This window comes from Terribacillus sp. 7520-G, assembly GCF_002271665.1.
Lineage (GTDB): Bacteria > Bacillota > Bacilli > Bacillales > Amphibacillaceae > Terribacillus.
In genome coordinates, this window is sequence record NZ_NQFP01000028.1 from 1 (window position 1) to 24,386 (window position 24,386).

Genomic DNA, 24,386 nt, shown 5'->3' on the forward strand with positions numbered 1-24,386 from the left:
CCTATTAATAAGGATTTAATAATGGCCGCATTAAAAGATTTTGACGGGTTATACGAAATAGCAGACAATAAAACTCGTAAGGTGCTAATGCGTTCTATTATAAAAAAGATAGAATTAAATCCTGATAGGAAGACTATCAAGTCAATAACATTATGGTTTGAGGAGGGGGATACACCTCCCCCACCACCTTCAATTTTTTTTGGCGACGTTTTACCAGTGAATGACGAACGGAGACCCCTCCAGTAAAGTGAAATAAAGGGCTGACAGACGCTATAAATCGAATAACAATAGTAAGCGTGGTGGAATTATTCCTTGAAATAGTGACGTGAGTGATAGCGAGGTGGATCATATGGAGAAACCAAATTTATTCGAATTTGCCACAAGTGAATTATCTCAGGATGCTTTCTTATGTTGGTTATTGTCATGGAGTAAAGAGCATTATCGATCAATAGATAAGAGTTTGTATGAGTCTGCCGTTGACTTTGTCTCGATGATGTTCAATGTTCATAGCCTTGCGGTACCGACGATTCAGAAAATAGAGATTACCAGGCAATTTAAAGGGTTGGATGTTCTTGCAATTATTAATGATGCATATGCCATTTTAATTGAGGACAAAACATTTACTAAAAACCATTCTAATCAGTTGAAACGGTATCGAAAAGCTGTGGAAAGAGCTCATCCTAATAAGATTCAACTGCCTATTTATTATAAAATAGCAGACCAAAGCCATTATCATTCTGTGGTAGATGCAGGATATTTTCCGTTTACACGTGATAGAATGCTCGAGATTTTACGGAAAGGTAGAAAAAATGGTGTCAGCCATCCAATTTACCTCGATTATTTTGCTCACTTGGAGAAAATAGAAAATAAAATAAATGGATATAAAACAAAAACCGTTATAGATTGGGATGGTTTTGCTTGGCAGGGCTTTTACAAAGAGCTTCAAAGCTATTTTAAAGGCAACTGGGGTTATGTTTCCAATCCTCGGGGAGGATTTTGGGGTTTTTGGTGGAAGGCACAGAAAAATAAAAAATATTATCTGCAGCTTGAGCAGCAAGTACTTCGTGTGAAAATTGAAGCAGAGGATGTTCGAGATTTAAAGGAGTTCCGAAATAGAGAAATGGAATCGATTCTATTGGTATCAGAAGAACATGGACTGCTACTGCAAAAACCATCAAGATTAAGCATTGGAAAAACAATGAGCATAGCCCAGAGACCAGACTATATCCAAACACAGGAAAATGGTTTGATAGATATGGATAAAACAATAGAAGAGCTTAAAAAGTTTGAAATGAATTTTTAATTTTAGTGAGTTATTTCATTATTGATGTTTTATGAAATGAATCGAGGGAGGCTCTAAAACATGGGGTGGTTAATTACAGGATTGATAATCCTGGGGCTGCTGATATGGTTGGTTTCACAGAGAATTTTCTATATGCTTGTATACTTCGCATTATTATCTGCCGGGCTATTTATTTATAGAGTGGCCAATGGACAATCATTTTGGGAAGCTTTCGTTGATTTTGGATTGGTGGATATCGTCATTCTTATTGTTGCATTAGTGATGATAGCAGAAAAATTAAAGAGTGGAAAAAGCTGACGTGGAGGTCAGCTTTAAAGTTGGAGTACAAGAAGTATTTTTTAAGTAACTGCTTGGCGGCAGTATCTATATCGTTTTTTACTTATCGAATATGTTAGGTATGAATATGATTGCTCCAGAATCTCCCTCTTTTTCCACAGTGTTTTTTAAATCACTATACCCAGCTAGTCCGCTTACAATGATCGTGCCGATAAGTACCAGTGAGAAAATCAGCTTTTTCATAAAAACCTCCTTATTATAATAGAGCCAATGCATAATATTCTGCCGCGAGTTCACATCATTAAAATATTAAAGCTATATTTAGCGTTAATTCTTCTAAAATACTCTGCGTTCCTGCTAAATGCTTCAAATTCAGCCTGTCTTCATATATTTAATTCACATCTTCTCTAGATCGTTTTCCATCCTTTATGAAGGAGCCGGTTCTTTCAAGGACTGGTCGGTTCTCATGGACTGTAACTGCTTATAGGAATTGAATATGGATCGGTATTAATAACTGTATATGAGATAATATGTCCTGTAGTACTAACTTCCCCCAAAATAGGAATCTTATTGGTTTTAATTCCATTATTTATATATTTCGGCATGGGTATTGATGAAATTATCATGCGATTCTAGAAGTCTGTATTTCCTCTTTTGGCATAAGGACTCGTTAATCTGGATGTGGAAAATGAGCAGGGTACTCCCAATTATCCTAGCATTTAGGCACTTTATACTGCTATATGGTCACTGGATATAAAAAAGAGGAAAACTATCTATATTTTTACTACTTTTTACTGATATTGTAAGTTTCCAGAACGTGGTACGCTATTTGGGATAAGTTTACATGGAGGATGAAAAATGAATAAGAAATGGATGCTTTTATTTGGCGCATTGCTTTCCGTATTCATCATCAGTGGCTGTGGTGCTGATAAGAAGGCAAGTACGGAAGAGAAACCGGCTGCTGCCGAAGAGAAGGCTGCAGGCAGTGAAGATGAGGCGAAAGCAGTAGATACAGCAGCTGATGCAGATAAGGATGCTTCTGATGGTAAGGAAGAAGCAGCCGATTTCGCAGAACTGATTGATTATATGAAGACGGAAACAGATGCAGAAGAAGCGACGGTTCTCTATGAAAATACCGAGCCGCAGACACATGAAATGGAAGGGGTGACAGTCTCCTTGGATTCCTATTCTCTTGTCGAGCTGAAGGATTTCCATACAGACTACAGTATTCCTTTCAATGATGAGACGAACGGCGGTGTCATTTTGGCAAGCTACACAGTCAAGAATGATACGGACAAGGATCTTTACTATACACCGTTTATGTATATGAGCTTTACAGGGGCAACAAAGGATTACAACAATTATAAGGATCTTATTCCGGAGGAAGGTCAGCTGCCCACCAAGCTGAGTCCGGATAATAAATACGAGCTTAAAGCAGGGGAAACGATAACAGGAACTTATGCTTATCCGATGGGGGAAACGCATCTGAAGACAGCAATGGAATCCGGTTCGGTCACGGTGGAAGTGCCTGCTCCGACAACTGATCCGGATGATTTAAGCATAGCGCTTGGAACGAAGGGGCAGTTCACTATCGATTTGAGTGAAGAAGGAGCAGAAAAAACAGAAGCAAATGCAGCGTTTTATCAGGATTTGGCATCTGTTGATAACATGGGCGAAAAAAACATGATCGAGGAGAAGGAAGGCATCGGGCAAAGCCAGGAGCTGGGGGATGCCACCGTGACATTGGATGGATACCAATTCGCGGAATTCACTCCGAATGAATATGAAGCGCCGCGCTTTGAGAATTTCAAGAATGGCGTTGTCTTGCTGACAGTCAAATTCAACGTGGATAATAAAGGCTCCGATAATATTGGTTTGGATAACATGGGATCCAATCTTTATGTAAATGATGGCTCGCAGTATCAAATGAGTGAACGCATGCTGTCTCCTTATGAATACCAGGAGAGCATTGCTGCCGGGGAATCCGGTGAATTGCTCCAGGTTTTTGTGCTTGATAAAGAGCAATACGAAAAGATCTGGAAGGATAAAGCATTCGAGATCGAGCTTGGACCTTTGTACGATGAGAATGCTGAGGATATTTCCAAAGGCAAGAAAGCAGAATTCAAACTTAAATGATGCAAAACCGGCTGGCAGCTGCCAGCCGGTTTTCTTTATATAAAAAATAAGGTCCGATCCCATTATGGGATCAGACCTATAATTACCGGATTAAATTGGTTTTGGCAAGTTCCACCAATTCATTTCCCCGTCCATTCAATACGGCCTTCAGCATCCAAAGTGTAAAGCCATGCGCCTGTTCGTAAGTGATTTTAGGCGGCAAGGACAGTTCCTGGCGGTTGACGACGGCGTCCACGATGACTGGGCCATCGTATTCATATGCTTCTTTTATGGCGTCCTCCAGGTCGGCAGGATCCTCCACGCGGATGCCTTTGATTCCCATTGCTTCTGCAATGGCTGCAAAATCAGGGCTATCAAGGCCGGTTCCGGTTTCTGGATAACCGGCTGCCTTCATTTCCAGTTCCACGAAGCTCAGGGCGCTGTTATTATAGACCACTGCCTTGACAGGGAGATTGTGCTGGCGAAGTGTCAGCATATCGCCCATCAGCATGGATAATCCGCCATCTCCGCAAAGGGCGACGGTTTGTCTGTCTGGCTGCGCAACAGCGGCTCCGATTGCTTGCGGCAGGGCATTGGCCATCGTGCCGTGGTTGAAGGATCCCAATAGACGTCTTTTGCCGTTCATTTGCAAGTAGCGGGCTGCCCATAGCGTCGGTGTACCCACATCGCATGTATAGACGGTATCCTCATCTGCTAAATCGCTGACAACCTTCGTTAAATACTGCGGGTGGATCGGTTTCCGCCCGGGTTTTCCGACAGCAAGATTATCCAGGTTTTCCCGGACTTTCTTATATGCTTTTACATGTTTCTCTAAATATTTCTCATTATCTTTTTGTTCAATGAGAGGCAGCAGTGCCTCGACCGTTTGTTTTGCATCCCCGACAAGGCCGTATGTCAATGGAGTACGGCGGCCGAGATGCTCGGAACGGATGTCCACTTGCAGGACTTTTGCGTTTTTCGGATAGAATTGACGGTATGGGAAGTCGGTGCCGAGCATGAGTAGTACATCGCAATCCATCATGGCTTCATATCCGGAAGAATAGCCGATTAAGCCGGTCAAACCAGCATAATAAGGGTTGTCGTATTCCAGATGTTCTTTCCCGCGAAGCGCAACCACCATCGGTGCGTTCAGCTTGCCGCAAAGCTCCATCAATTGATCATGCGCACCCTCGCAGCCTGCGCCGCAAAGCAAGGTCACTTTTTGTCCTTCATTCAGATAATCCGCCAGGGCGGTCAGCTCTTCCCGGGATGGGTGAATGACCGGTTTGGAGACATGGACAGGTACTTGCGGAACTTTGGCATTGGCATCCAAACCTGCTACGTCCCCAGGTAAAACAAGGACGGAAACGCCTTGTTTCGCGATCGCTTGCTGCATCGCCATATTCACCATCAAGGGCATTTGCTCTGGTCGCTGCACGGTCTCGACAAAGTGGCTGCAATCGTTGAAGAGTATTTCCGGACGCGTTTGCTGGAAGTATTCGCTGCCGATTTCACTGCTCGGAATATGCGCTGCAATCGCAAGTACAGGAATACGGGAACGATGGCAGTCGTACAAGCCATTGATCAGATGCAAGTTTCCCGGACCGCTGCTTCCTGCACAGACAGCAATGCTGTCATTCAATGCAGCATCTGCCCCTGCTGCAAAAGCCGCAACTTCCTCGTGGCGCACGCCGACCCATTCAATCCTTTCCGAGCGTCTGATGGAATCCAATACAGCATTCAACGAGTCCCCTACGATGCCGTAGATTCTTTTTACCCCTGCATTCAATAAAGAATCAATCAATAAATCAGCTATTGTTCTTGACATGTTTTACCCCTCCATAGTCAGTTATACAATCTGTAATCCCCTTGATACCTGCAAACATGGAACATCGATTTCTTGCTAAGTCGAGCCGTCACTTCCTTTTACCCCTTTTCATCATGAATACTTGCGAAAATAATCACCAAGCTGCCCCGAATGAATCGCCGTAACGGCAAATCATCAGGAAAAGGGAACTGTTATAGTGATTTATTTCATCTGTATCATAATGAAAAGCGGACAAAAATTATTCACATTTATATACTACTCCTTGCAATCAGTAGTTTACAAGGGATTTGCAAAGTGTTTTTTAATTAAATAAATTAGTTTTATAAACTGTATCAATGAAATATTGATGTATATATAGTACAATTTCCGTAGATGAACCAAACGAAAATAAATGCTTGTTTTGGGCAGGGGATCCTGTCCTGAGTTGCTCCAAGTGATAAAACGTGTATAATACGTTTAAAAGAATCATCAAATGGCTGGGGGGAGAAAGAATGGTACAGTCGATCAATACAAAAGTCGATTTGGTCATCGATGCAACTTCCCATATAGGGATGGCGGCATATGGCAAGATCATGATCGGGGATAAAGGATTCGAATTCTTTAATAATCGCGATGCGCGTAAATTCATCCAGATTCCATGGGAAGAAGTGGATTACGTGATTGCCTCGGTTTTGTTCAAAGGAAAATGGATTCCGCGTTATGCAATCAGGACAAAGCGGAATGGGACATATACATTTTCTTCAAAGGACCCAAAAAGAGTGTTCCGGGCAATGCGTGAATACGTAGATCCCAACCATATGGTCAAATCACTGGGTGTCTTCGATGTTGTCAAACGCGGGTTGAAGAGTAAAGCAAGTAAGTAATATAGTCACATGGAACCCGGATTGGGAGCGGCTTTTCCAGGACTTTTGGCAGAAAAGAAATTTTTCTTGAAAGGGCAAAAGTGGTGTGCTACAATACCTTTGAAAGCTCACTAAAGCAAGGTGCAAATTTTTTTATCAATAAATTAAAGCGCTTGCAATTAAAATGAAATAGCCATTGCAATTATTTTTTTACGTGTTACTGATTCGATCAGGCATGAGTGAAAAAGTATTGATTAAAACGACGTATAGGGTCCATTCATACCTATGCCTTCCTTTAATCTGCTTTTTTGCTCATGCCTTTTTTATGTTTTTTATCGAATGTAACCGCTTTAGATGGGCTGGCCAAGTTTAGTCATGCTTTCACAAAATGCTAATAGGAGGTTAAAAGATGGTAGGAATCATTATTGCCACTCACGGGGAATTTGCCACTGGTATCCTGCAATCCGGGACGATGATCTTTGGAGAGCAAGAGAATGTAAAAGCTGTTACATTGATGCCGAGCGAAGGACCTGCTGATGTGAAGCTGAAGATGGAAAAAGCAATCGCCTCTTTCGACAATCAAGACGAAGTATTATTCTTGGTCGATCTTTGGGGCGGAACACCTTTCAATCAAGCCAACAGCTTGCTTGAGGGGCATGAGGATAAATGGGCGATCGTGGCTGGCTTGAACTTAGCCATGCTGATCGAAACCTTTGCATCTCGTTTCTCCATGAACACGGCACATGAGATTGCCGCGCATATTTTAGGCAGTGCGAAAGAAGCGGTAAAAGTAAAACCGGAGGAACTCGAGCCGGCAGCTCCGGCTGCAGCCGCGGCCGGGCCATCGAATACAGGTGCCCCTGGTACATTTGAATACGTATTGGCACGTATCGATACGCGCTTGCTGCATGGTCAGGTTGCGACTGCTTGGACAAAAAATACCCGGCCTACACGCATCATCGTTGTATCTGACGAAGTAGCCAAGGATGATCTGCGTAAGAAGCTGATCCAGCAGGCTGCCCCTTCCGGTGTAAAGGCGCATGTCGTCCCTGTCCATAAGATGATCGAACTTGCAAAAGATGATCAGCATTTTGGCGGTCAGCGCGCACTGCTTCTCTTCGAAAACCCGCAGGATGCGCTCCGGGCGGTTGAGGGAGGCGTTCCGCTCACGACAATCAATGTCGGCTCGATGGCGCACTCACCTGGCAAAGTACAGCCGAATAAGGTGCTGGCCTTCAGCCAGGATGATATCGATACGTTCACCAAGCTGAAAGAGTATGGGGTGAGCTTCGATGTACGTAAAGTTCCGGGTGACTCAAAGGGCAATATGGACGAGATTTTGAAAAGGGCACAAGCGGAATTGAACAAACAGAAATAATCCTGATGATCACATAAAAGGAGGATTAATAATCATGGATTTGACTATGATTCAAATCATATTAGTTGTTATCGTGGCATTCTTGGCTGGTGTGGAAGGAATCCTGGATGAATTCCACTTCCATCAGCCAATCATTGCCTGTACATTGATCGGTTTGGTTACAGGGGAAGTCGTACCATGCCTTATCTTGGGAGGCACCTTGCAGCTGATCGCATTGGGCTGGGCAAACATCGGGGCGGCTGTAGCTCCTGATGCCGCGCTGGCATCGGTTGCATCTGCAATCATTTTGGTTTTAGGCGGTCAAGGGGAAGCGGGCGTTTCTTCTGCCATCGCAATCGCAGTGCCGCTTGCTGTGGCAGGTCTTTTGCTTACCATCATCGTTCGTACGCTTGCAACGGGGATAGTGCACCTGATGGATGCGGCAGCGAAGGAGGGGAACTTCCGGCGAGTTGAAATGTGGCATGTCATCGCTATCATCATGCAAGGACTGCGTATCGCTATCCCGGCGGCATTGATTGTGGCGATTGGCGCTGGTCCGGTTAGAGATTTGCTGGAAGCGATGCCATCCTGGCTGACAGACGGTTTGGCAGTCGGCGGCGGAATGGTGGTAGCTGTCGGTTATGCCATGGTCATCAACATGATGGCGACAAAGGAAGTATGGCCATTCTTTGCAATTGGTTTTGTCTTGGCGACGATTCCATCGATCACACTTTTGGGTCTTGGTGCTATCGGGGTTGCGCTTGCACTTATCTATCTTGCACTTACGAAACAAGGCGGTTCAGGTAATGGCGGTAACGGAAACACTGGCGATCCGTTAGGCGACATCATCGATAACTACTAAAAAAAGGGGGAGGAAAAACAATGTCACAAGAATTGAAGTTATCCAAAAGAGATCGTGTTTCTATCTGGTGGCGTTCCACTTTCATTCAAGGTTCCTGGAACTATGAACGTATGCAAAACGGCGGCTGGGCATTTTCCATGATTCCCGCCATCAAAAGATTATATAAAACAAAAGAAGATCGTGCTGCGGCATTGCAGCGTCACTTGGAATTCTTCAATACGCATCCATATGTCGCTTCACCGATCATCGGGGTGACGCTGGCGCTGGAAGAAGAACGTGCCAACGGGGCGCCGGTCGATGACAAGGCCATCCAAGGGGTCAAAGTCGGGATGATGGGACCTTTGGCAGGTATCGGGGATCCGACTTTCTGGTTCACGGTGAAGCCGATCCTTGGTGCTTTGGCTGCTTCCCTTGCTCTGACCGGCAATATACTCGGCCCGATCCTTTACTTCGTGTTATGGAACCTCATCCGCATGGGATTCACCTGGTATACACAGGAGCTCGGTTACAAAGCAGGTTCCAAGATCACCGAAGACTTATCCGGCGGACTGCTGCAGGATATAACCAAAGGCGCCTCGATACTCGGGATGTTCATATTGGGGTCGCTGGTCAACCGATGGGTGTCGGTAGCCTTTACACCGACCGTATCGAAAGTCAAGCTTGATGAAGGCGCTTATATTGACTGGGATAACTTGCCTGAGGGATCGGAAGGAATCAGGACGGCATTGGAACAGCAAGCCGCCGGCCGATCGTTAAGCGAATATCAGGTAACCACCCTGCAAGATAACCTGGATAGCTTGATCCCTGGCTTGGCTGGACTTTTGATCACATTGCTTTGCATGTGGCTGCTGAGGAAGAAGGTTTCTCCGATTGTGATGATCCTTGGATTGTTCGTGATTGGTATTGCCTTCCACGCCATCGGTTTGATGTAATAAGTAATTCGATAAAAAAAGGGAAGTACCTCCTGGTATGATGAACTTATCCATCCTAGGGGGTGCTTTTTCATACAACAGAATCATTCACTATATCTTAGGAGGCTGCTATGCTTACAATCGGTTATATTGGAAATGGGAAAAGCACGAATAGATATCATCTGCCATTTGTACTGCAGCGGGAGAATATAAAGGTAAAGACGATTTATCGGAGGAATCCCGATCGTGATAACTGGGATAAAATCGCAGGGGTGCATTACACGTCTGATGTAAATGAATTATTACAAGACAAGGACATCCAGCTAATTGTGATCTGCACGAAACACGACAGCCATTATGCGTACGCCAAACAAGTATTGGAGCATGACAAGCACTGCTTGGTGGAAAAGCCTTTTATGGAAACCTCTCAGCAGGCAAAGGAAATCTTTGCATTGGCAAAAGAGAAAGGGTTGCTAGTGCAGGCATATCAAAACAGACGCTTTGACAGTGACTTCCTGACGGTGCAGAAGGTCATCGAGGAAGGGAAATTAGGGGACTTGCTGGAAGTGGAAATGCATTATGATTATTATCGGCCCGAAGTACCGGAGTCCGCGCATTTCTTTGATCCTGCGGAGTCCTATCTGTACGGTCATGGCTGCCATACCCTGGATCAGGTCATCAGCTATTTCGGAAAGCCTGATCATGTCCATTACGATGTGCGGCAATTATTGGGGCAGGGAAGAATGAATGATTATTTTGATCTGGATTTATATTATGGCAGATTGAAGGTATCGGTTAAATCCAGTTACTTCAGACTGAAAGAAAGACCGAGCTTCGTCGTTCATGGCAAAAAAGGCACCTTTGTGAAAGAAACCAAAGACCGTCAGGAAGAACATTTGAAATTATTCTATATGCCTGATAACAAGGATTTCGGTATCGATACACTCCAGCATTACGGTGTCCTCACCTATATCGATGAGGACGGTACCATCCACGAAGAAAAAGTGAAATCCGTCGATGGCGATTATGGAAGGGTATACGATGACGTATATGAAGCCATCGTCAATGGGAAAGAGAAAACCATCACGGACGAACAGACAGTGCTGCAGATGGAAATGCTGGAGACAGGGGTCAAGAACTTGAAGTAGTATATAAGATTTCCTTTACGTTTGAAAGTGTCCTATATCCATATATACGAATGGGTATAGGACACTTTTTTGAGGTTCTAATTTTTCGATCCGATAATGTTTGATCCATCCATCTAGTTTTCAGCCATTAAATTTGATCGGATTCTGGGTATCATCTATACAAATAGGACTAAAAACAGACTTTTTTTGCATGAAACGTTCAATTTCTAGTCCTTTTTACCGATATAAGGGGAAACCATGTGCGGAGGAGCCCGTTTTATGAATTCTACATTACAAGCAGTAGTCAATATCGCCCCGATTTTAAAAGACACATTGGGTCCGACAGCCGCGATAGGTGTAATGGACACAGAGAAGTTTGTATACTTTGCCCCATCGACGCTTTTGAAGCTGGACGTTCAAGTAGGAAAATCAAGACTGGATGAATATGATGCTTATTTGCGAGCAATCAAAGGTGAATACATCATTTCTAAAACAGAAGATCCAGAAGTATTCGGTGTACCAGTCATGACGTCCATAACGCCGATTCGTGATTTGGAAACGAACGAAATTGCAGGACTGTTGTCTTTATCCCGGACTTTGGAGCATCAGGAAAAGCTGGATAAAGAACTGACCCGGCTGCATGAGGTAATCGACGCATTGCAAGGCAAGGTACAGCATGTAGCTGCCCAGGCAGAAGAGCTTTCCGCCACCAGCAATGACATCAACGGTCAAGCAAACAGTGCAAAGCATAACTCCCGCCAAATAGGTGATGTCGTTCAATTAATCGAGCAAATATCCACACAGACAAATCTTCTGGGATTGAATGCCGCCATTGAAGCAGCTCGTTCTGGTGAAGCAGGAAAAGGCTTTGGTGTGGTGGCAGATGAAATCCGCAAGCTTTCCGACAATACAAAGGAAGCGGTCCAAACCATCGGAAAATCCCTTACAGAAATACAATCCAGCATTGAAAATCTGACACTCAGCATCAATGAAGTCTCTGCTTCATCCGAGGGGCAGTCTGTCATCATGGTCGAATTCATGGATGATATTCAAGCCTTGGATGAAAAGAGCAAACAGATCATCGAAACGATGAAGAAAGTAACTAACCAGGAATAGAGGGGTTGAAAATGCATCTAACATTACAAGCGCTGGTCAAACTAGCACCTGAGATCAAGAAAAACCTAGGGGAAAATTGTGCGGTCGTTGTCACCGATAAAGAGCATTTTCTCTTCTCCTCCCAATCCAAAGACTTGGATTACAGCGTTAAAGTCGGAGATTACGCTTTTACGGATGACAATGATATATTGCGTCAGGCACTTGCAGGAGAAAAAGTGCAAATGCATATTCCAAAGGAACGTTATGGTGTCGGTATACAATACTCTGCCAACCCCATTCGTGATGAACAGGGTGAGATCATCGGTGTTTTCCAAGTCACCAAAACACTGAAGGATGAAGAGATATTAGACCAGGAGCTGGATGGATTACGTGCCATCGTCAGCAGTCTCCAAGGAAAAGTGCAGCAAGTGGCCGCTCAAGCGGAAGAACTTTCCGCTACAAGCACGGATATTAATAGTCAAGCATCCCATGCGAATGCGAATTCTCAGGAAATAAGTAAAGTAGTTCAATTGATTGAGGATATTTCGACACAGACGAACTTGCTTGGCTTGAACGCAGCCATCGAAGCAGCCCGCTCTGGCGATGCCGGCAGGGGATTCGGTGTCGTGGCGGATGAAATTCGCAAGCTTTCCATCGGCACAAAGGAAGCGGTAGGCACTATCGGCCAGTCGCTACAGGAAATCCGGACGAATATGGAGAACCTGACGCTGAGTATCGGTGAGGTATCCACCGCATCGGAAGAGCAATCCCGTGTCATGGTGAAGTTCATGGAAGATATCCAAAATCTTGATGAACAAAGTAATGGTATCGGCCAATACATCAAAGACATCACGAATTAAGAAGGACCAGGAGATAACTAGTTAAAATTTATTGGGGGAATGATTCTATGAAATCTTTAGTATATTATGGATCGAAAAATGTAAAGGTTGAAAATATAGCCGAACCAGAGGTCACACAAGGGACTGTAAAAGTCAAAGTGAAATATGCAGGTATATGCGGTACCGATTTACATGAATACTTACATAAAACCTTTGTCACGGAAGACAAAATGATTTTAGGTCATGAGTTTACAGGGGAAATCGTCGAAGTCGGAGAGGCTGTGACTGGATTCAAGACTGGAGATCGAGTAGCCATTGAACCGATCTGGGGATGCGGCGAGTGTGATACATGCAAAACAGGAAACTATAATATATGTCCTGATATGAAATCTTATGGTATCCACGAGAATGGAGGATTTGCAGAATATGTCGTCGTGAAGGAAGCGAATCTATATGCGCTGCCTGATACCCTAAGCTATGAATTTGCAGCATTAGTGGAGCCTCTCGCTGTCGTATTGCAGGCAATCAGAAAAAGCAAATTCAAAATCGGGGATAGCGTCGCCCTATTTGGTGCGGGACCGATCGGATTGCTTTTATCGGAAAGCTTGAGAGCAGCAGGGGCAAGTAAGATCTTTGTGGCTGAAGTCAGTGAAGAGCGCAGGGAGCTGGCATTGAAAATGGGTGCGGATATCGTCATCAACCCTGCCGAGGAAGATGCAGTGCAAGTCATTAAAGATAACACGAATGGCGGCGTGGATGTATCCTTTGATGCTGCAGGTGTGGAAGCTACATTCAACCAAGCTCTTGATTGCATCAAACCTAATGGGGAGTTCATGATTGTCAGTGTGTTCGCAAATCCGATCAATTATCACCCTACAGCGCAAGTAGTCAGTGAGAAAAAGATCAATTCCTCTCTCGGCTACAATAATATCTTCGCTCAAGCAATTGACTTGCTATCCAAGGGATCATTGAATGTCGAGCCCGTCATAACAAGTGTCATTTCCTTGGAGAATATTGTGGAAGATGGATTTGAAAAACTGATAAGCGATAAGAACGAATGCAAAATCCTGGTTCGTCCGAGCTGAGAATAAAGCGGCAGATTCCAATCTGCCGCTTTATTCTATGCAAATTAAAAAATCCAATTTCCCAATCAGTGTGTAGTCTCAGGTTCCGCGTTACGGCTCATTCATTTTCCTAATCCGCGGCCATGTGCTATTATTATATGGTACCCACGTACCGTATAATATGATATTCCGTTATAGATACTCCCCTTTAGGAAAGAAGGTGTTTTACATGAATGATGCAGAAGAAATTAAAGTCACCCATAGATCGACAAACGATAAGGATCAGCTGATTAAACGCTTGAAGCGGATAGAGGGCCAGGTCCGCGGTATCCAAAGCATGATTGAAAATGATCGGTATTGTGTGGATATTCTTACGCAAATCTCCGCCATCAACGCAGCGATGAATAAAGTCGGCTTTCATTTATTGGAGCAGCATACCCACCATTGCGTAGCAGACGCGATAAAGGATGGGGATGGACAAGAAGCCATCCAGGAATTGATGGAAGTATTCAAAAGGTTTTCTAAAACGTCCTGATAGCAGCCAGCCGTTATATGCTGGCTTTCATGCTGTATATTTTTTATACCTGACAAGGGTATGGCAGCATAAGGGCGATGTTAATTGGCGATGCATTTTTTCAGAGGAAAACGGGAATGATCCCAGTAAGTGGTGAGAAGGCTTATTTAAAGGGACAGCCGAAGATACCTTCTCGGTTTGCTGTTTTGGATCAGCCTGCGCCCTGTGTACAAAAATAAAAATGAAACAAAATACTTTAATTACCCTACAGGGGTATGGTAATATGATCGTGAAGATAAAAAACATACATTCAAGGAGGAATTATGATGGAACAAGTCACTCTTAACGTACAAGGAATGTCTTGCGCACATTGCGTAAATGCCATAGAAGGAAATGTCGGTCAGCTTGATGGTGTGGATGCTGTCAAAGTGAACCTCGATGAAGCAAAAGTGGATGTTGCATTCGATCCAAATACAGTAAAACTGAATGAGATCAAGGATGTAATCGAAGAACAGGGTTATGACGTAGAGTAATCCTAAATAGATAGCCGTCATCGGATCGTGCCTGGGCACGGTCTGATTTTTTCAAAAGAATATACCCCTATGAGGTATGAAGGGATGGGAGTGAGAAGATGAGTCAAAAGGAAGCAACCCTGCAAATAACCGGGATGACATGTGCAGCTTGTGCCACAAGGATTGAAAAAGGGCTGAACAAGGTCGAAGGTGTGGAAGAGGCCAATGTCAATCTTGCCCTTGAGAAAACAAGCATCAAATATGATGCAGATGTAACGGACATCACAAAATTCAAGGAAAAAGTGCAGTCCCTGGGTTATGGCATTGCAACGGATAAGGCTGATTTCGATATCACCGGCATGACCTGTGCGGCTTGCGCGAATAGGATTGAAAAGCGTTTGAATAAGCTGGATGGAGTCGATAAAGCGACGGTCAACTTTGCGTTGGAATCCGTCATGGTGGACTATTATCCGGATCAGGTATCGGTTCCTGATATGAAGGAAGCGATACAGAAACTTGGTTATACCCTTGAACAAAAGCAGGATACACAGGGCGGGAAAGTGGACCATCGTCAGAAAGAGATTGAGAAGCAGCAGGGAAAATTCTTGTTTTCCCTGATTTTATCACTTCCATTGCTATGGGCAATGGTCAGTCACTTTACCTTTACATCCTTCATCTGGGTGCCGGATATGTTCCTGGATCCTTGGGTGCAGCTCGCCCTTGCGACGCCTGTCCAATTCATCGTAGGCAGACAATTTTATGTGGGAGCATATAAGGCGTTAAGGAATAAGAGCGCGAACATGGATGTGCTGGTTGCTTTAGGTACTTCGGCTGCTTATTTCTATTCGCTGTATTTGAGCTTTGCATCCATTGGTTCGGCTGCGCATATGGTGGAGCTTTATTATGAAACAAGTGCCGTTCTGATCACGTTGATCATTTTAGGTAAACTATTCGAAGCCAAAGCGAAAGGACGCTCGTCCGAGGCTATCAAGAAGCTGATGGGCCTGCAGGCAAAAAACGCGACCGTCCTCCGTGGCGGACAGGAAATGATCATCCCGGTCGAAGAAGTCCTGGAAGCGGATATCGTGTATGTGAAGCCGGGTGAAAAGATCCCCGTTGATGGTGAGATTGTCGAAGGGCAGTCGGCACTTGATGAATCCATGCTGACGGGTGAAAGCATCCCGGTCGATAAATCCATCGGGGACAATGTCATCGGGTCGACGATCAATAAAAATGGTTTCTTGAAAATAAAAGCAACAAAGGTCGGGAAAGACACCGCCTTGGCGCAAATCATCAAGGTGGTGGAAGAAGCACAGGGTTCCAAAGCGCCGATCCAGCGGCTGGCTGATGTTATTTCAGGTATTTTTGTACCGATTGTCGTCGGCATTGCACTTGTAACCTTCCTTATTTGGTATTTTGCCGTAAGTCCCGGCGATTTCGCCGAGGCGCTGGAGAAATTCATTGCCGTACTGGTCATTGCCTGCCCCTGTGCGCTCGGTCTGGCAACACCGACTTCCATCATGGCCGGTTCTGGCCGTGCTGCCGAATTCGGCATCCTGTTCAAAGGCGGGGAGCATCTGGAAGCCACGCATCGTTTGGACACGATCATTCTGGATAAAACCGGGACCGTCACAAATGGTAAGCCTGCCTTGACCGATATTGTGCTGGCAGAAGGTATAGATGAAACAGAATTCCTGAAGCTTGTGGGTACCGCTGAGAGAAATTCGGAACATCCGCTTGCCGAAGCAATCGTCCAAGGCATACAGGAGAAAGGGATCGAGCTTGGTTCCGCGCAAACATTTGAGGCCATCCCTGGATACGGTATCGAAGCATCCGTGGACGGGAAGCAGCTGTTGATTGGCACACGCAGACTCATGCAGAAATATGACATTCATGCAGAGGGCGTGTCAGCAGGAATGGAGCAGCTGGAGAAGCAAGGCAAAACAGCCATGCTGGCAGCCATCGATGGAAACTATGCCGGTATTGTTGCCGTTGCGGACACCATCAAGGAAACTTCAAAAGAAGCCATCAGCCGGCTGCACGAGATGGGCTTGGATGTGGTGATGATCACAGGGGATAACACCCGGACAGCCAAAGCGATCGCCGAGCAGGTCGGCATTGAGCAGGTCATCGCCGAGGTGCTGCCAGAAGGCAAGGCAGACGAGGTGAAAAAACTGCAGCTGGCAGGTAAGAAAGTGGCGATGGTAGGGGATGGCATAAATGATGCCCCTGCCCTTGCGGTAGCCGATATCGGGATGGCGATCGGTACGGGCACCGATGTCGCCATGGAAGCTGCCGATATCACCCTCATCCGCGGGGAATTGACAAGCATTGCGGACGCAATCTATATGAGCAAAAAGACCATCACCAATATCAAGCAAAATCTTTTCTGGGCCCTTGCATACAACAGTCTGGGCGTTCCCGTCGCAGCCATAGGCCTGCTGGCTCCATGGCTGGCAGGAGCAGCGATGGCATTCAGCTCGGTGTCGGTTGTCCTCAATGCATTAAGGCTGCAAAGGACGAAATTGAAAGCATGACCGCAGAAAGAAGGGGCTGCATATGAATCAAAAAAGAAGCATTCTGATTTGGGCGATTTCGGCTGTTGTGTATCTTGGTGCCGTCATCCTGGTCTACAGTTTGTTTTCTGGTATGCATTAGTATCTGCTGATGGAAACAGCAAGCTTTAAGGAGGAAAAGACCATATGCTAGGAAAAAAAGTCATCATGGCAGGCTTCTCGCTTCTGGCTGCAGGGACGTTGGCTGCATGCAGCGGCGGGGATGATAACGAGACGGATGACATGGACCATGCCTCCCACTCGGAGGAAAGTATGGGAGGCATGCATCATTCCAGTTCCGGTGCCGTTCCTGAAGGATTGCAGGAAGCCGAGCATCCGACCTATGAGGTTGGCAGCAAAGCGATCATATCCGCCGATCACATGGAAGGCATGGAAGGTGCGGAAGCAACGATTGTGGGGGCATATGACACAACGGCTTACGTGATATCATATACCAGGACAGATACCGGCGAAGAAGTGAAGCATCATAAATGGATCATCCAGGAAGAGATAGGGGATGCAGGCGAAGCCCCCTATAAGGCGGGAGATGAAGTCATCATCGATGCCGATCATATGGATGGAATGGATGGTGCGACAGCAGTGATTGAATCGGCAGTGCCCACTACCGTTTATATGGTCGACTACACGTCGGCAACAGACGGAGAAAAAGTGCAAAATCACAAATGGGTCACCGAAAGTGAATTGTCAGCTGAATAGAATGAATCAAAACAGCCAATTGCTGATGGGAATCGGTAATTGGCTGTTTGACTGTCGATGAAATCATTTATACAAAAACACACGCAGCTTTTCATTCTTATCAATGGTTGCCAGCAGGACATTATCGACTTCCGTCTGATAATTACTTCTTAAGTGGGACACGAGCCATGCTTCATCCTTCTGGGTTCCATGCAGCTCCTTATACATGATTCTCCCATCCTTTATGATGGACCTTGGCAAATCGAAGGGCTGCACGTCAATCTGCATGGCCGCTGGTGTGAGAGGCTCATACTTGGGATCGAGAAAGAACGATATCTTTCCTTCCGCTTCCCACAGCGCCAACGCCACCTTTTTCACATCCTCCACCTTCCCCTTGCGCAGCTCCTCCAATAACACATCGATCGATATCCTGGCATGGCGCAGCCCTTCATAAAGGATCTCTCCATCCTGGACGATCGGGATCGGCCGATGATTGATCAAATTCCGGAACCATGGCCATTTCAAAATAAGGAAAATCCCGCCAAGGTATAAGAGCACCAATACTGCAGTCGTAATGATGGAGCCCTTCAGGCCCAGCTCCTCGTCCGAAAGAGGGTGGCAATGATATTCCCGACGACCAAAGCAATCACAAAATCAAGCAGTCTCAGCTGCGAAATGGAGCGCTGCCCCAGCACTTTTGCGACAATCAATAAAAAGATGAAGGACACGACGGCCCGAAGAGTCCATTCGACAGATGTAAGTGTTTCTTGGCTATGGAAGAAATCCAAATTAGGCACATCCTTTGTTCAATAGGGTGTAATCACCGCTGATCGGTGTTACAGTTATTTCCCACTTTCCCGTCCGGTATCCTTTTGACAGATATAAATAAGCATCAGATAATCCCTGGGAAGGAATATCTGATGCCTTGTAATTGTGGCCGGCAGCCGCGCTCAGCTAGCAGCTCCTTTTATTTGTTTGGGAGGAAGCCTCAGGTTCCCCAGCATGAACTTCATACTTAGCAAGACCTCGATAAGAAGCAGGAAGAGAATGACCCAAATCCCAATATGGATGACAGCTGATGGAAGAGGGGACAAGCCTGCTCCTGTATGACTTTGGAAGGTGAATGTATAAAACATGCCAAACGTGAATAAACGGCTCCACTGGGAAACATCATACACCAATATTCCCTTTGCGAATCCAAGACGCTGCATGCGTCTGATAAGCCGATAAATCTCTATCGACTCCACCATCAAAAAGACGGAAGCTGTGATGCCCCATAAGGCGAGCAGTACGGCTGTGGAGTAAACATTGGCGTAAATGCCGGCGAGTCCGGTGATCGACAGAGCCCCATGCAGGATACAGTTTGTATTATTCCAATCCGATGTAATATCGAGCTGCCGGAAATTCCCGATATAGCGGCAGAGGATGAATGCGGCACAAACCAGATAAAATGCTATTCCGATCACCAGGAAGGAAATATTCACATAACCGGCAATCTTCCCTTCAAAAACCGTATGAAGTTCCAGGATGAGAGACTGTGTGCTCACCGTAGTCAAAAGCAGGATGCCATGAACGTTTCGCGACAGCTTCAATCTATACATATCCCGGAAGGAAAATAGGCTTAATACGATAAAAGCCATCCATAAGAAAATATTTAGGATGGCGATATACTTGGCCGCCAGCTGCCACATGGGAAAATGATTGTATAATAGAATGCTGCAAATCGACGTCCCCGCAACCCATGTTCCTATACCAAATCGATTAATCGGATTGGCAAGATGGCTGGTTTTGAACTGATTGTGTATAAGTGCAAGAAACAGCGAGAATAAAAAAGAAATCCACAAAGAAAAAGTAAGGATACTTAGGAGTTTATCCAATTCTTTGATTTCCCCTGTACTGAAATAATTGGACAATACACCCTGCGTGATGATTCCCAGTGCCATGACAGCAGCAAGGGAAGAGGTTTTTATATAAACCTTCTTCCATATAAAAACCGCAATCAGCAGGGCGCACATGATCATCATCAATAAAAAATAAAGCAATGCAATCACCTGTATCAAATAATTTTGCCGATAGTCACTGATATACTGTAACACGAAACACGGAATAAAAGCGCAGGATTCATCCCTGCGCTTTGGTCTGCTGTATGTCTAGTTTTATTTTTTCGATGGCATCTTCCACACTCACCGCCCGGATATGCGTTTGCTGATCTTCCGGACAGGAAGCGGAATGGTTATACTGCGGATCATAATAGTGAACCAACAGCAATTCCGCCGCCACAGCATATTCCCCGCTTTCCAAGCATTGCTTGATTTCCCTGGCGATGGGTGTATGGATACGTCGTTTTATCCGGCTGAAGGCTTCCATGAATCTCTCAGGATGCTTCGCAGGCTGATAGACTTCCAGGATATGTGCGACGCGCTTTTCCAGCGGTAAGTCAATGAAAAGCTGTCTGCTGCGCTCTTTTTTCTGGTAGAACTTATCAGGGATCGTTATCTTGCCGATGCGCTTGCTTTCACCTTCTGCGAACACAAACGGTTCGTCCTGATATTCAAGCATTTTCTCAAGCAGCAGGAAATCGAAGGCACGCTGATTATTCGGCTCCATTCCGATATGACCGAAAATCGATCCGCGGTGACCGGCCATTTGTTCCAGATTGATGACTGGATAGCCTTCTTCCTGCAGCCTTTCCAATATAATCGTTTTCCCATTGCCGGTACCGCCATTCAATACGATAAGTTCAGGAGCAAAGTCCATCTCATCCAGAAGACTGACAGCCCACTTCCGATAAGCACGAATCCCGCCATTCAAGCGCGTGACATTCCGGACACCCATCAGATCCACCACAGTGGCTGCTGTTTTACTGCGCATCCCCCCGCGCCAGCAGAAAACAGTGACAGGGGTATCGATCTGTTGGAATCTCGCGATAAAGTCAGGAAGTTTCTTGGAGAAGATGGCAAGTCCTCTTTGTTTGGCGGCTTCCGGTCCGACCTGCTTATAAATCGTCCCGACCTCGCTGCGCTCTTCGTCCGTGAATACGGGGATATTGATGCTTCCCGGGATGGTCGACTCCTGGAACTCCTTGGGAGAACGGACATCGACAATCGTGTGGCTTTGCTGCACTTTGCGTTTATATAATTCGTCAGGCTTTATGTCCTCGAACATAACTCGCTACACTTCTTCCTAATTTACTTGAATATGACCAGCATTACCTGAAATGACCTCGCCGATTCGCGACGCGGCAATATGGTTATCCTGAAGGTCCTGCAGCAGCGCATCTGCTTCCGCTTTCGGGACACTCATCAGCAGCCCGCCGGACGTCACCGCATCCGCGAGAATATATTGATCGATTTGATCCAATTCCTCCGAGAAAGTGACATTGCCTTTCACATGATTAAAGTTATTTTTCGTACCGCCAGGAATGGCACCAGTCTCCGCCAGCTCACGAACTCGAGGGAGGACGGGGATATCGTTAAAGGAAAGGACGATCTCTTGTCCGCTTTCCCGCGCCATTTCCGTCGTATGACCAAGCAATCCGAAACCAGTCACATCGGTGCATGCATGTACGGTATACCTCTGCATCGTTTCCGAGGCCACCTTGTTCAACGTTGCCATCACCTTCGTCACGTTGGCAATCTCGCCTTCATCCAATAAGCCCCGTTTCAAAGAAGTCGTATAAATCCCGACACCAATCGGCTTCGTCAAGATCAGCTGATCCCCAGGCTTGGCACCGGCATTGGTCTGAATTTTATCCGGATGCACCGTACCAGTGACAGACAGACCGAATTTCGGCTCCTGATCATCGATGGAATGACCGCCGACCAAGGTAACATTCGCCTCGCGAAGCTTATCACTGGCACCCCGCAGAATATCGGCCAGAATCGACTTATCCAAATTGGCAATCGGGAACGCCACAATATTCAGCGCCGTAAGCGGCGTACCGCCCATCGCATACACATCACTAATCGCATTCGCCGCCGCAATCTGCCCAAAATCATAAGGATCATCCACGATCGGCGTAAAGAAATCAACCGTCTGCACCAGCGCCGTTGTGTCATTCAGTTTATACACACCAGCGTCATCCCCGGTTTCAAGACCAACGATAAGATTCGGATCTTTTACAGCAGGAGGGAGGGTGCGCAATACTTGATCAAGATCGGCAGGGCCGATTTTGCAGCCACAGCCACCTTTTGTGGTTAGGGAGGTGAGTTTTATTGGGTTTGGCATTTAGCTCTATCCTTTCTCATATTGGTTATTGGCTCTTATAGGTTGCTATTCATAATCTTTTTATCTCTAACATGTTGACATAATCTATTTTAACATTGTTTAACAACGGGAGTGCAAGTTAGGCATTTTGATTATTTTAAGGTGCGATCAATACAATTAGTAGAAATCATTTCTATTCTTCATTCGCAGGAAAGTAAATCAGAAGAAGGATATTAGCTGATGATTAAAAAACTAGTCAAAAGTTTATCTGAAGAATTGAAAAGGAAGACGAGGGAGGAGGTAGCGTATAAAATATATAGCCCATTCTGTAGGCTACTGTCATTATTTATTGGAGAAAATATGACTTTAACAAAAAAATAGCCATCTCTCGAATATGAGAATGGCTAACTATGAACTACGCTATTTCACTAAGATATTTGTTCTTTAGCAAATTTCTCCTTCTCTTCCACCCCCATCCTCGCAAAAACATTAGCCAAAATAGACCCCGAAATATTATGCCAAACGCTGAAGATGGCACTTGGTACAGCGGCCAGCGGGGAGAAATGCGCTGTTGCCAGCTGTGCGCCCAGTCCTGAGTTTTGCATGCCGATTTCAATGGCGGCTGTCTTGCTTTTTGGCAGATCCATTCGCAGGAGCTTGGCAAAGGCGAAGCCAAGCAGGTAGCCAAGTACGTTATGGAGGACGACGACGCCGAAGATGGCGAGACCGGTCTGTGCGATCTGCTCCTGGCTATTGGAAACGACGGCTGCCACGATGCCGATGATGGCAATGGCGGATACAAGCGGGAGTGCTTTGACACTTGCGGTTGCCTGTTTGTTGAAGAAGCGTTTCACCAATAAGCCCAAGACGATTGGGATGATGACGACGTTCACGATCGAAAGAAATAAGGAGACAGGGCTGACTTCGATCCATTCGCTGGCAAATAAAAGAATGAGTGCAGGTGTTACAATCGGCGCCAAGACGGTTGTGACGGCGGTGGCAGTCACGGATAATGGCACATCGCCTTTGGCCAGGAAGGTCATGACATTGGAGGATGTCCCGCCTGGGCAGCATCCTACGAGAATGACGCCGACAGCTACTTCGGGAGATAGCTGAAGACCTTTAGCCAATGCAAAAGCGAGCAGCGGCATGATCAGGAACTGTCCGGCAACGACCGCAAACACTTCCAATGGGCGCTTTACCACGCCTTTAAAGTCACCTGCGGACAATGTCAGCCCCATTCCAAACATAATGATACCCAACAGCGGGGTAATATAAGGGACGATCCATGTGAAGCCTTCCGGCAGCAGGAAGGCGACCACCGCAAATAAAATGACCCAATACGCAAAGGTACTTCCGACAAACTGGCTGAATCGTTCTAAAGTTTTCATCATCCACCTCTTCCTTCACTGTTTGTCAGATTGTATAACACATTTATATAAATTTCAATATTATTATTTTTCTGATAAATATAAAGGGGATGCTGTGCAATTTTATTTGTGCAGCATCTTTTTTATCTTTTCATTTAGAAGTTTCCTTCATCAAGGAAGAGTGATAGTGCAATAGATTGATGATCCTTCTGGCCATCTCGGACGGCGTCGCATCATAGTCGGCTTTGATCCATTCCAGTATCCAGCCATAAATGCCATAAGCGCGGTAGTGTGCGAAATATGGGGCATTGATTTCGGAAGCTTTTTCCCCTATGAAGGAAGATCGATTCTGGAATACATCTTTCAGCACATTTAATAAGGCCTCGCGTATTCCTGGTATCCGATCTTCTATCACAAGCAGGTCGTAGTAATGCCGATTATCCTTCATATACTGAAAAACATCGGTTTCATCCGGACTCATCTTCGTTAAGTCGAGTATCGGATTATTGCGAACGGGTTTGAAGAATTCATAAGAAAAATGCTCCATCTCCATCTCGATCATTTCTTTGGCTAATTGCTCTTTGCCATCGTAATGGACATAAAAGGTGGTGCGGTTGTAATTGGCTTCCTCGACGATGTCCTTAACCTTCACTTTCGAATAGCCTTTCTCGGATACTAGCTTTTGGAATGCGGCTATGAGCGTGGATTTTGTCCGTTCAATTCGGCGATCTATTTTCATATTATTCCCTCACTAAATTCGCTAGTCATGAATTTTAGACATTTTAAATTTTTTGTTGAAAAACTATACACAACTATTGTCATAGTTGAAAACCCATACATTTTCAGTTTTTTAGTGATTGAAACGCTGTTTTCTGATTCTTTATACTTAGCTTGATTATATTATAAAACGTTTT

At 45.4% G+C, this 24,386-nt stretch carries 22 protein-coding genes and 2 pseudogenes; 16 read left to right on the forward strand and 8 right to left on the reverse strand.

Annotated elements, in window-relative coordinates; all coding sequences use genetic code 11:
* The 3 genes and pseudogenes from CHH53_RS17690 to CHH53_RS10765 all read left to right on the forward strand — a co-directional run.
* Positions 1 to 246, forward strand: a pseudogene (locus CHH53_RS17690) (hypothetical protein); the annotation flags it as partial.
* A 103-nt stretch (positions 247 to 349) separates the two neighbouring features.
* Positions 350 to 1,303, forward strand: coding sequence for a PD-(D/E)XK nuclease family protein (locus tag CHH53_RS10760; protein WP_095216137.1), 954 nt, complete (start codon positions 350 to 352; stop codon positions 1,301 to 1,303).
* Positions 1,304 to 1,363: 60 nt separating this feature from the next.
* Complete coding sequence (locus tag CHH53_RS10765) at positions 1,364 to 1,600, forward strand: hypothetical protein (RefSeq protein ID WP_095216138.1); 237 nt, start codon at positions 1,364 to 1,366, stop codon at positions 1,598 to 1,600.
* Between the two features lie 78 nt (positions 1,601 to 1,678).
* On the opposite strand, the gene CHH53_RS17365 is transcribed toward CHH53_RS10765, so the two are convergent.
* Positions 1,679 to 1,822: a hypothetical protein gene (locus tag CHH53_RS17365; RefSeq protein ID WP_158221543.1), complete on the reverse strand. Its 144-nt coding sequence runs from the start codon at positions 1,820 to 1,822 to the stop codon at positions 1,679 to 1,681.
* A 615-nt stretch (positions 1,823 to 2,437) separates the two neighbouring features.
* On the opposite strand from CHH53_RS17365, the gene CHH53_RS10770 reads away from it, so the two are divergent.
* Entirely contained in the window at positions 2,438 to 3,715 is a 1,278-nt protein-coding gene (locus tag CHH53_RS10770; protein WP_095216139.1) for a DUF5068 domain-containing protein, read from the forward strand.
* An 82-nt stretch (positions 3,716 to 3,797) separates the two neighbouring features.
* Here the strand turns inward: CHH53_RS10770 and poxB are convergent, their stop codons facing one another.
* Complete coding sequence (poxB, locus tag CHH53_RS10775; protein WP_095216140.1) at positions 3,798 to 5,522, reverse strand: ubiquinone-dependent pyruvate dehydrogenase; 1,725 nt, start codon at positions 5,520 to 5,522, stop codon at positions 3,798 to 3,800.
* Between the two features lie 491 nt (positions 5,523 to 6,013).
* Between poxB and CHH53_RS10780 the strand changes: the two genes are divergently transcribed.
* The 12 genes from CHH53_RS10780 to CHH53_RS10835 all read left to right on the forward strand — a co-directional run bounded on the left by CHH53_RS10780 (position 6,014) and on the right by CHH53_RS10835 (position 17,917).
* Positions 6,014 to 6,385, forward strand: coding sequence for a DUF956 family protein (locus CHH53_RS10780; RefSeq protein WP_095216141.1), 372 nt, complete (start codon positions 6,014 to 6,016; stop codon positions 6,383 to 6,385).
* Between the two features lie 388 nt (positions 6,386 to 6,773).
* Positions 6,774 to 7,742 carry a mannose/fructose/sorbose PTS transporter subunit IIA gene (locus CHH53_RS10785; protein ID WP_095216142.1) on the forward strand — a complete coding sequence of 323 codons (969 nt, stop codon included), beginning with the start codon at positions 6,774 to 6,776 and terminating at the stop codon, positions 7,740 to 7,742.
* A 40-nt stretch (positions 7,743 to 7,782) separates the two neighbouring features.
* Positions 7,783 to 8,583 carry a PTS mannose/fructose/sorbose transporter subunit IIC gene (locus tag CHH53_RS10790; protein WP_304442500.1) on the forward strand — a complete coding sequence of 267 codons (801 nt, stop codon included), beginning with the start codon at positions 7,783 to 7,785 and terminating at the stop codon, positions 8,581 to 8,583.
* Positions 8,584 to 8,603: 20 nt separating this feature from the next.
* Positions 8,604 to 9,515 carry a PTS system mannose/fructose/sorbose family transporter subunit IID gene (locus CHH53_RS10795; RefSeq protein WP_095216144.1) on the forward strand — a complete coding sequence of 304 codons (912 nt, stop codon included), beginning with the start codon at positions 8,604 to 8,606 and terminating at the stop codon, positions 9,513 to 9,515.
* 110 nt (positions 9,516 to 9,625) lie between these two features.
* Positions 9,626 to 10,642 carry an oxidoreductase gene (locus CHH53_RS10800; protein WP_095216145.1) on the forward strand — a complete coding sequence of 339 codons (1,017 nt, stop codon included), beginning with the start codon at positions 9,626 to 9,628 and terminating at the stop codon, positions 10,640 to 10,642.
* A 258-nt stretch (positions 10,643 to 10,900) separates the two neighbouring features.
* A complete protein-coding gene (locus CHH53_RS17795; protein WP_304442499.1) occupies positions 10,901 to 11,737 on the forward strand; it encodes a methyl-accepting chemotaxis protein in 837 nt (278 codons plus the stop codon).
* A gap of 11 nt (positions 11,738 to 11,748) precedes the next feature.
* Positions 11,749 to 12,576 (forward strand): methyl-accepting chemotaxis protein, encoded by an 828-nt coding sequence (locus CHH53_RS17800; protein WP_095216147.1) that lies wholly within the window; start codon positions 11,749 to 11,751, stop codon positions 12,574 to 12,576.
* 47 nt (positions 12,577 to 12,623) lie between these two features.
* Complete coding sequence (locus CHH53_RS10815; protein WP_095216148.1) at positions 12,624 to 13,640, forward strand: 2,3-butanediol dehydrogenase; 1,017 nt, start codon at positions 12,624 to 12,626, stop codon at positions 13,638 to 13,640.
* A gap of 208 nt (positions 13,641 to 13,848) precedes the next feature.
* Positions 13,849 to 14,154 (forward strand): metal-sensing transcriptional repressor, encoded by a 306-nt coding sequence (locus tag CHH53_RS10820; RefSeq protein WP_095216149.1) that lies wholly within the window; start codon positions 13,849 to 13,851, stop codon positions 14,152 to 14,154.
* 305 nt (positions 14,155 to 14,459) lie between these two features.
* On the forward strand, positions 14,460 to 14,666 hold the full coding sequence (gene copZ / locus CHH53_RS10825; protein ID WP_095216150.1) for a copper chaperone CopZ: 207 nt from the start codon (positions 14,460 to 14,462) through the stop codon (positions 14,664 to 14,666).
* 98 nt (positions 14,667 to 14,764) lie between these two features.
* Positions 14,765 to 17,182: a heavy metal translocating P-type ATPase gene (locus tag CHH53_RS10830; RefSeq protein WP_095216151.1), complete on the forward strand. Its 2,418-nt coding sequence runs from the start codon at positions 14,765 to 14,767 to the stop codon at positions 17,180 to 17,182.
* 165 nt (positions 17,183 to 17,347) lie between these two features.
* Positions 17,348 to 17,917, forward strand: a complete 570-nt coding sequence (locus tag CHH53_RS10835; RefSeq protein ID WP_095216152.1) for a YdhK family protein — start codon at positions 17,348 to 17,350, stop codon at positions 17,915 to 17,917.
* Positions 17,918 to 17,980: 63 nt separating this feature from the next.
* Here CHH53_RS10835 and CHH53_RS17960 read toward each other — a convergent pair.
* The 6 genes and pseudogenes from CHH53_RS17960 to CHH53_RS10865 form a co-directional block, all read right to left on the reverse strand.
* Positions 17,981 to 18,684: pseudogene (locus tag CHH53_RS17960) on the reverse strand (DUF421 domain-containing protein).
* Positions 18,685 to 18,846: 162 nt separating this feature from the next.
* Entirely contained in the window at positions 18,847 to 19,938 is a 1,092-nt protein-coding gene (locus tag CHH53_RS10845; RefSeq protein ID WP_143594491.1) for a TDT family transporter, read from the reverse strand.
* Positions 19,939 to 20,017: 79 nt separating this feature from the next.
* Positions 20,018 to 21,061, reverse strand: a complete 1,044-nt coding sequence (gene mnmH, locus CHH53_RS10850; protein WP_095216154.1) for a tRNA 2-selenouridine(34) synthase MnmH — start codon at positions 21,059 to 21,061, stop codon at positions 20,018 to 20,020.
* 18 nt (positions 21,062 to 21,079) lie between these two features.
* Entirely contained in the window at positions 21,080 to 22,123 is a 1,044-nt protein-coding gene (selD, locus tag CHH53_RS10855; protein ID WP_095216155.1) for a selenide, water dikinase SelD, read from the reverse strand.
* Between the two features lie 407 nt (positions 22,124 to 22,530).
* Positions 22,531 to 23,493 carry a bile acid:sodium symporter family protein gene (locus CHH53_RS10860; protein ID WP_095216165.1) on the reverse strand — a complete coding sequence of 321 codons (963 nt, stop codon included), beginning with the start codon at positions 23,491 to 23,493 and terminating at the stop codon, positions 22,531 to 22,533.
* Between the two features lie 130 nt (positions 23,494 to 23,623).
* Positions 23,624 to 24,211 carry a TetR/AcrR family transcriptional regulator gene (locus CHH53_RS10865; protein ID WP_095216156.1) on the reverse strand — a complete coding sequence of 196 codons (588 nt, stop codon included), beginning with the start codon at positions 24,209 to 24,211 and terminating at the stop codon, positions 23,624 to 23,626.
* Positions 24,212 to 24,386 lie beyond the last annotated feature (175 nt).

Bases quoted from the DNA above. Each gene is read 5' to 3' on its own strand.
- CHH53_RS10770 (WP_095216139.1), top strand. From the start codon at position 2,438: ATGAATAAGAAATGGATGCTTTTATTTGGCGCATTGCTTTCCGTATTC.
- CHH53_RS10860 (WP_095216165.1), bottom strand. From the start codon at position 23,493: ATGAAAACTTTAGAACGATTCAGCCAGTTTGTCGGAAGTACCTTTGCG.
- CHH53_RS17800 (WP_095216147.1), top strand. From the start codon at position 11,749: ATGCATCTAACATTACAAGCGCTGGTCAAACTAGCACCTGAGATCAAG.
- selD (WP_095216155.1), bottom strand. From the start codon at position 22,123: ATGCCAAACCCAATAAAACTCACCTCCCTAACCACAAAAGGTGGCTGT.
- CHH53_RS17365 (WP_158221543.1), bottom strand. From the start codon at position 1,822: ATGAAAAAGCTGATTTTCTCACTGGTACTTATCGGCACGATCATTGTA.
- mnmH (WP_095216154.1), bottom strand. From the start codon at position 21,061: ATGTTCGAGGACATAAAGCCTGACGAATTATATAAACGCAAAGTGCAG.
- CHH53_RS10800 (WP_095216145.1), top strand. From the start codon at position 9,626: ATGCTTACAATCGGTTATATTGGAAATGGGAAAAGCACGAATAGATAT.
- CHH53_RS10820 (WP_095216149.1), top strand. From the start codon at position 13,849: ATGAATGATGCAGAAGAAATTAAAGTCACCCATAGATCGACAAACGAT.
- CHH53_RS10765 (WP_095216138.1), top strand. From the start codon at position 1,364: ATGGGGTGGTTAATTACAGGATTGATAATCCTGGGGCTGCTGATATGG.
- CHH53_RS10780 (WP_095216141.1), top strand. From the start codon at position 6,014: ATGGTACAGTCGATCAATACAAAAGTCGATTTGGTCATCGATGCAACT.
- poxB (WP_095216140.1), bottom strand. From the start codon at position 5,522: ATGTCAAGAACAATAGCTGATTTATTGATTGATTCTTTATTGAATGCA.
- CHH53_RS10830 (WP_095216151.1), top strand. From the start codon at position 14,765: ATGAGTCAAAAGGAAGCAACCCTGCAAATAACCGGGATGACATGTGCA.
- CHH53_RS10795 (WP_095216144.1), top strand. From the start codon at position 8,604: ATGTCACAAGAATTGAAGTTATCCAAAAGAGATCGTGTTTCTATCTGG.
- CHH53_RS10815 (WP_095216148.1), top strand. From the start codon at position 12,624: ATGAAATCTTTAGTATATTATGGATCGAAAAATGTAAAGGTTGAAAAT.
- CHH53_RS17795 (WP_304442499.1), top strand. From the start codon at position 10,901: ATGAATTCTACATTACAAGCAGTAGTCAATATCGCCCCGATTTTAAAA.
- CHH53_RS10785 (WP_095216142.1), top strand. From the start codon at position 6,774: ATGGTAGGAATCATTATTGCCACTCACGGGGAATTTGCCACTGGTATC.
- CHH53_RS10835 (WP_095216152.1), top strand. From the start codon at position 17,348: ATGCTAGGAAAAAAAGTCATCATGGCAGGCTTCTCGCTTCTGGCTGCA.
- CHH53_RS10865 (WP_095216156.1), bottom strand. From the start codon at position 24,211: ATGAAAATAGATCGCCGAATTGAACGGACAAAATCCACGCTCATAGCC.
- CHH53_RS10760 (WP_095216137.1), top strand. From the start codon at position 350: ATGGAGAAACCAAATTTATTCGAATTTGCCACAAGTGAATTATCTCAG.
- copZ (WP_095216150.1), top strand. From the start codon at position 14,460: ATGGAACAAGTCACTCTTAACGTACAAGGAATGTCTTGCGCACATTGC.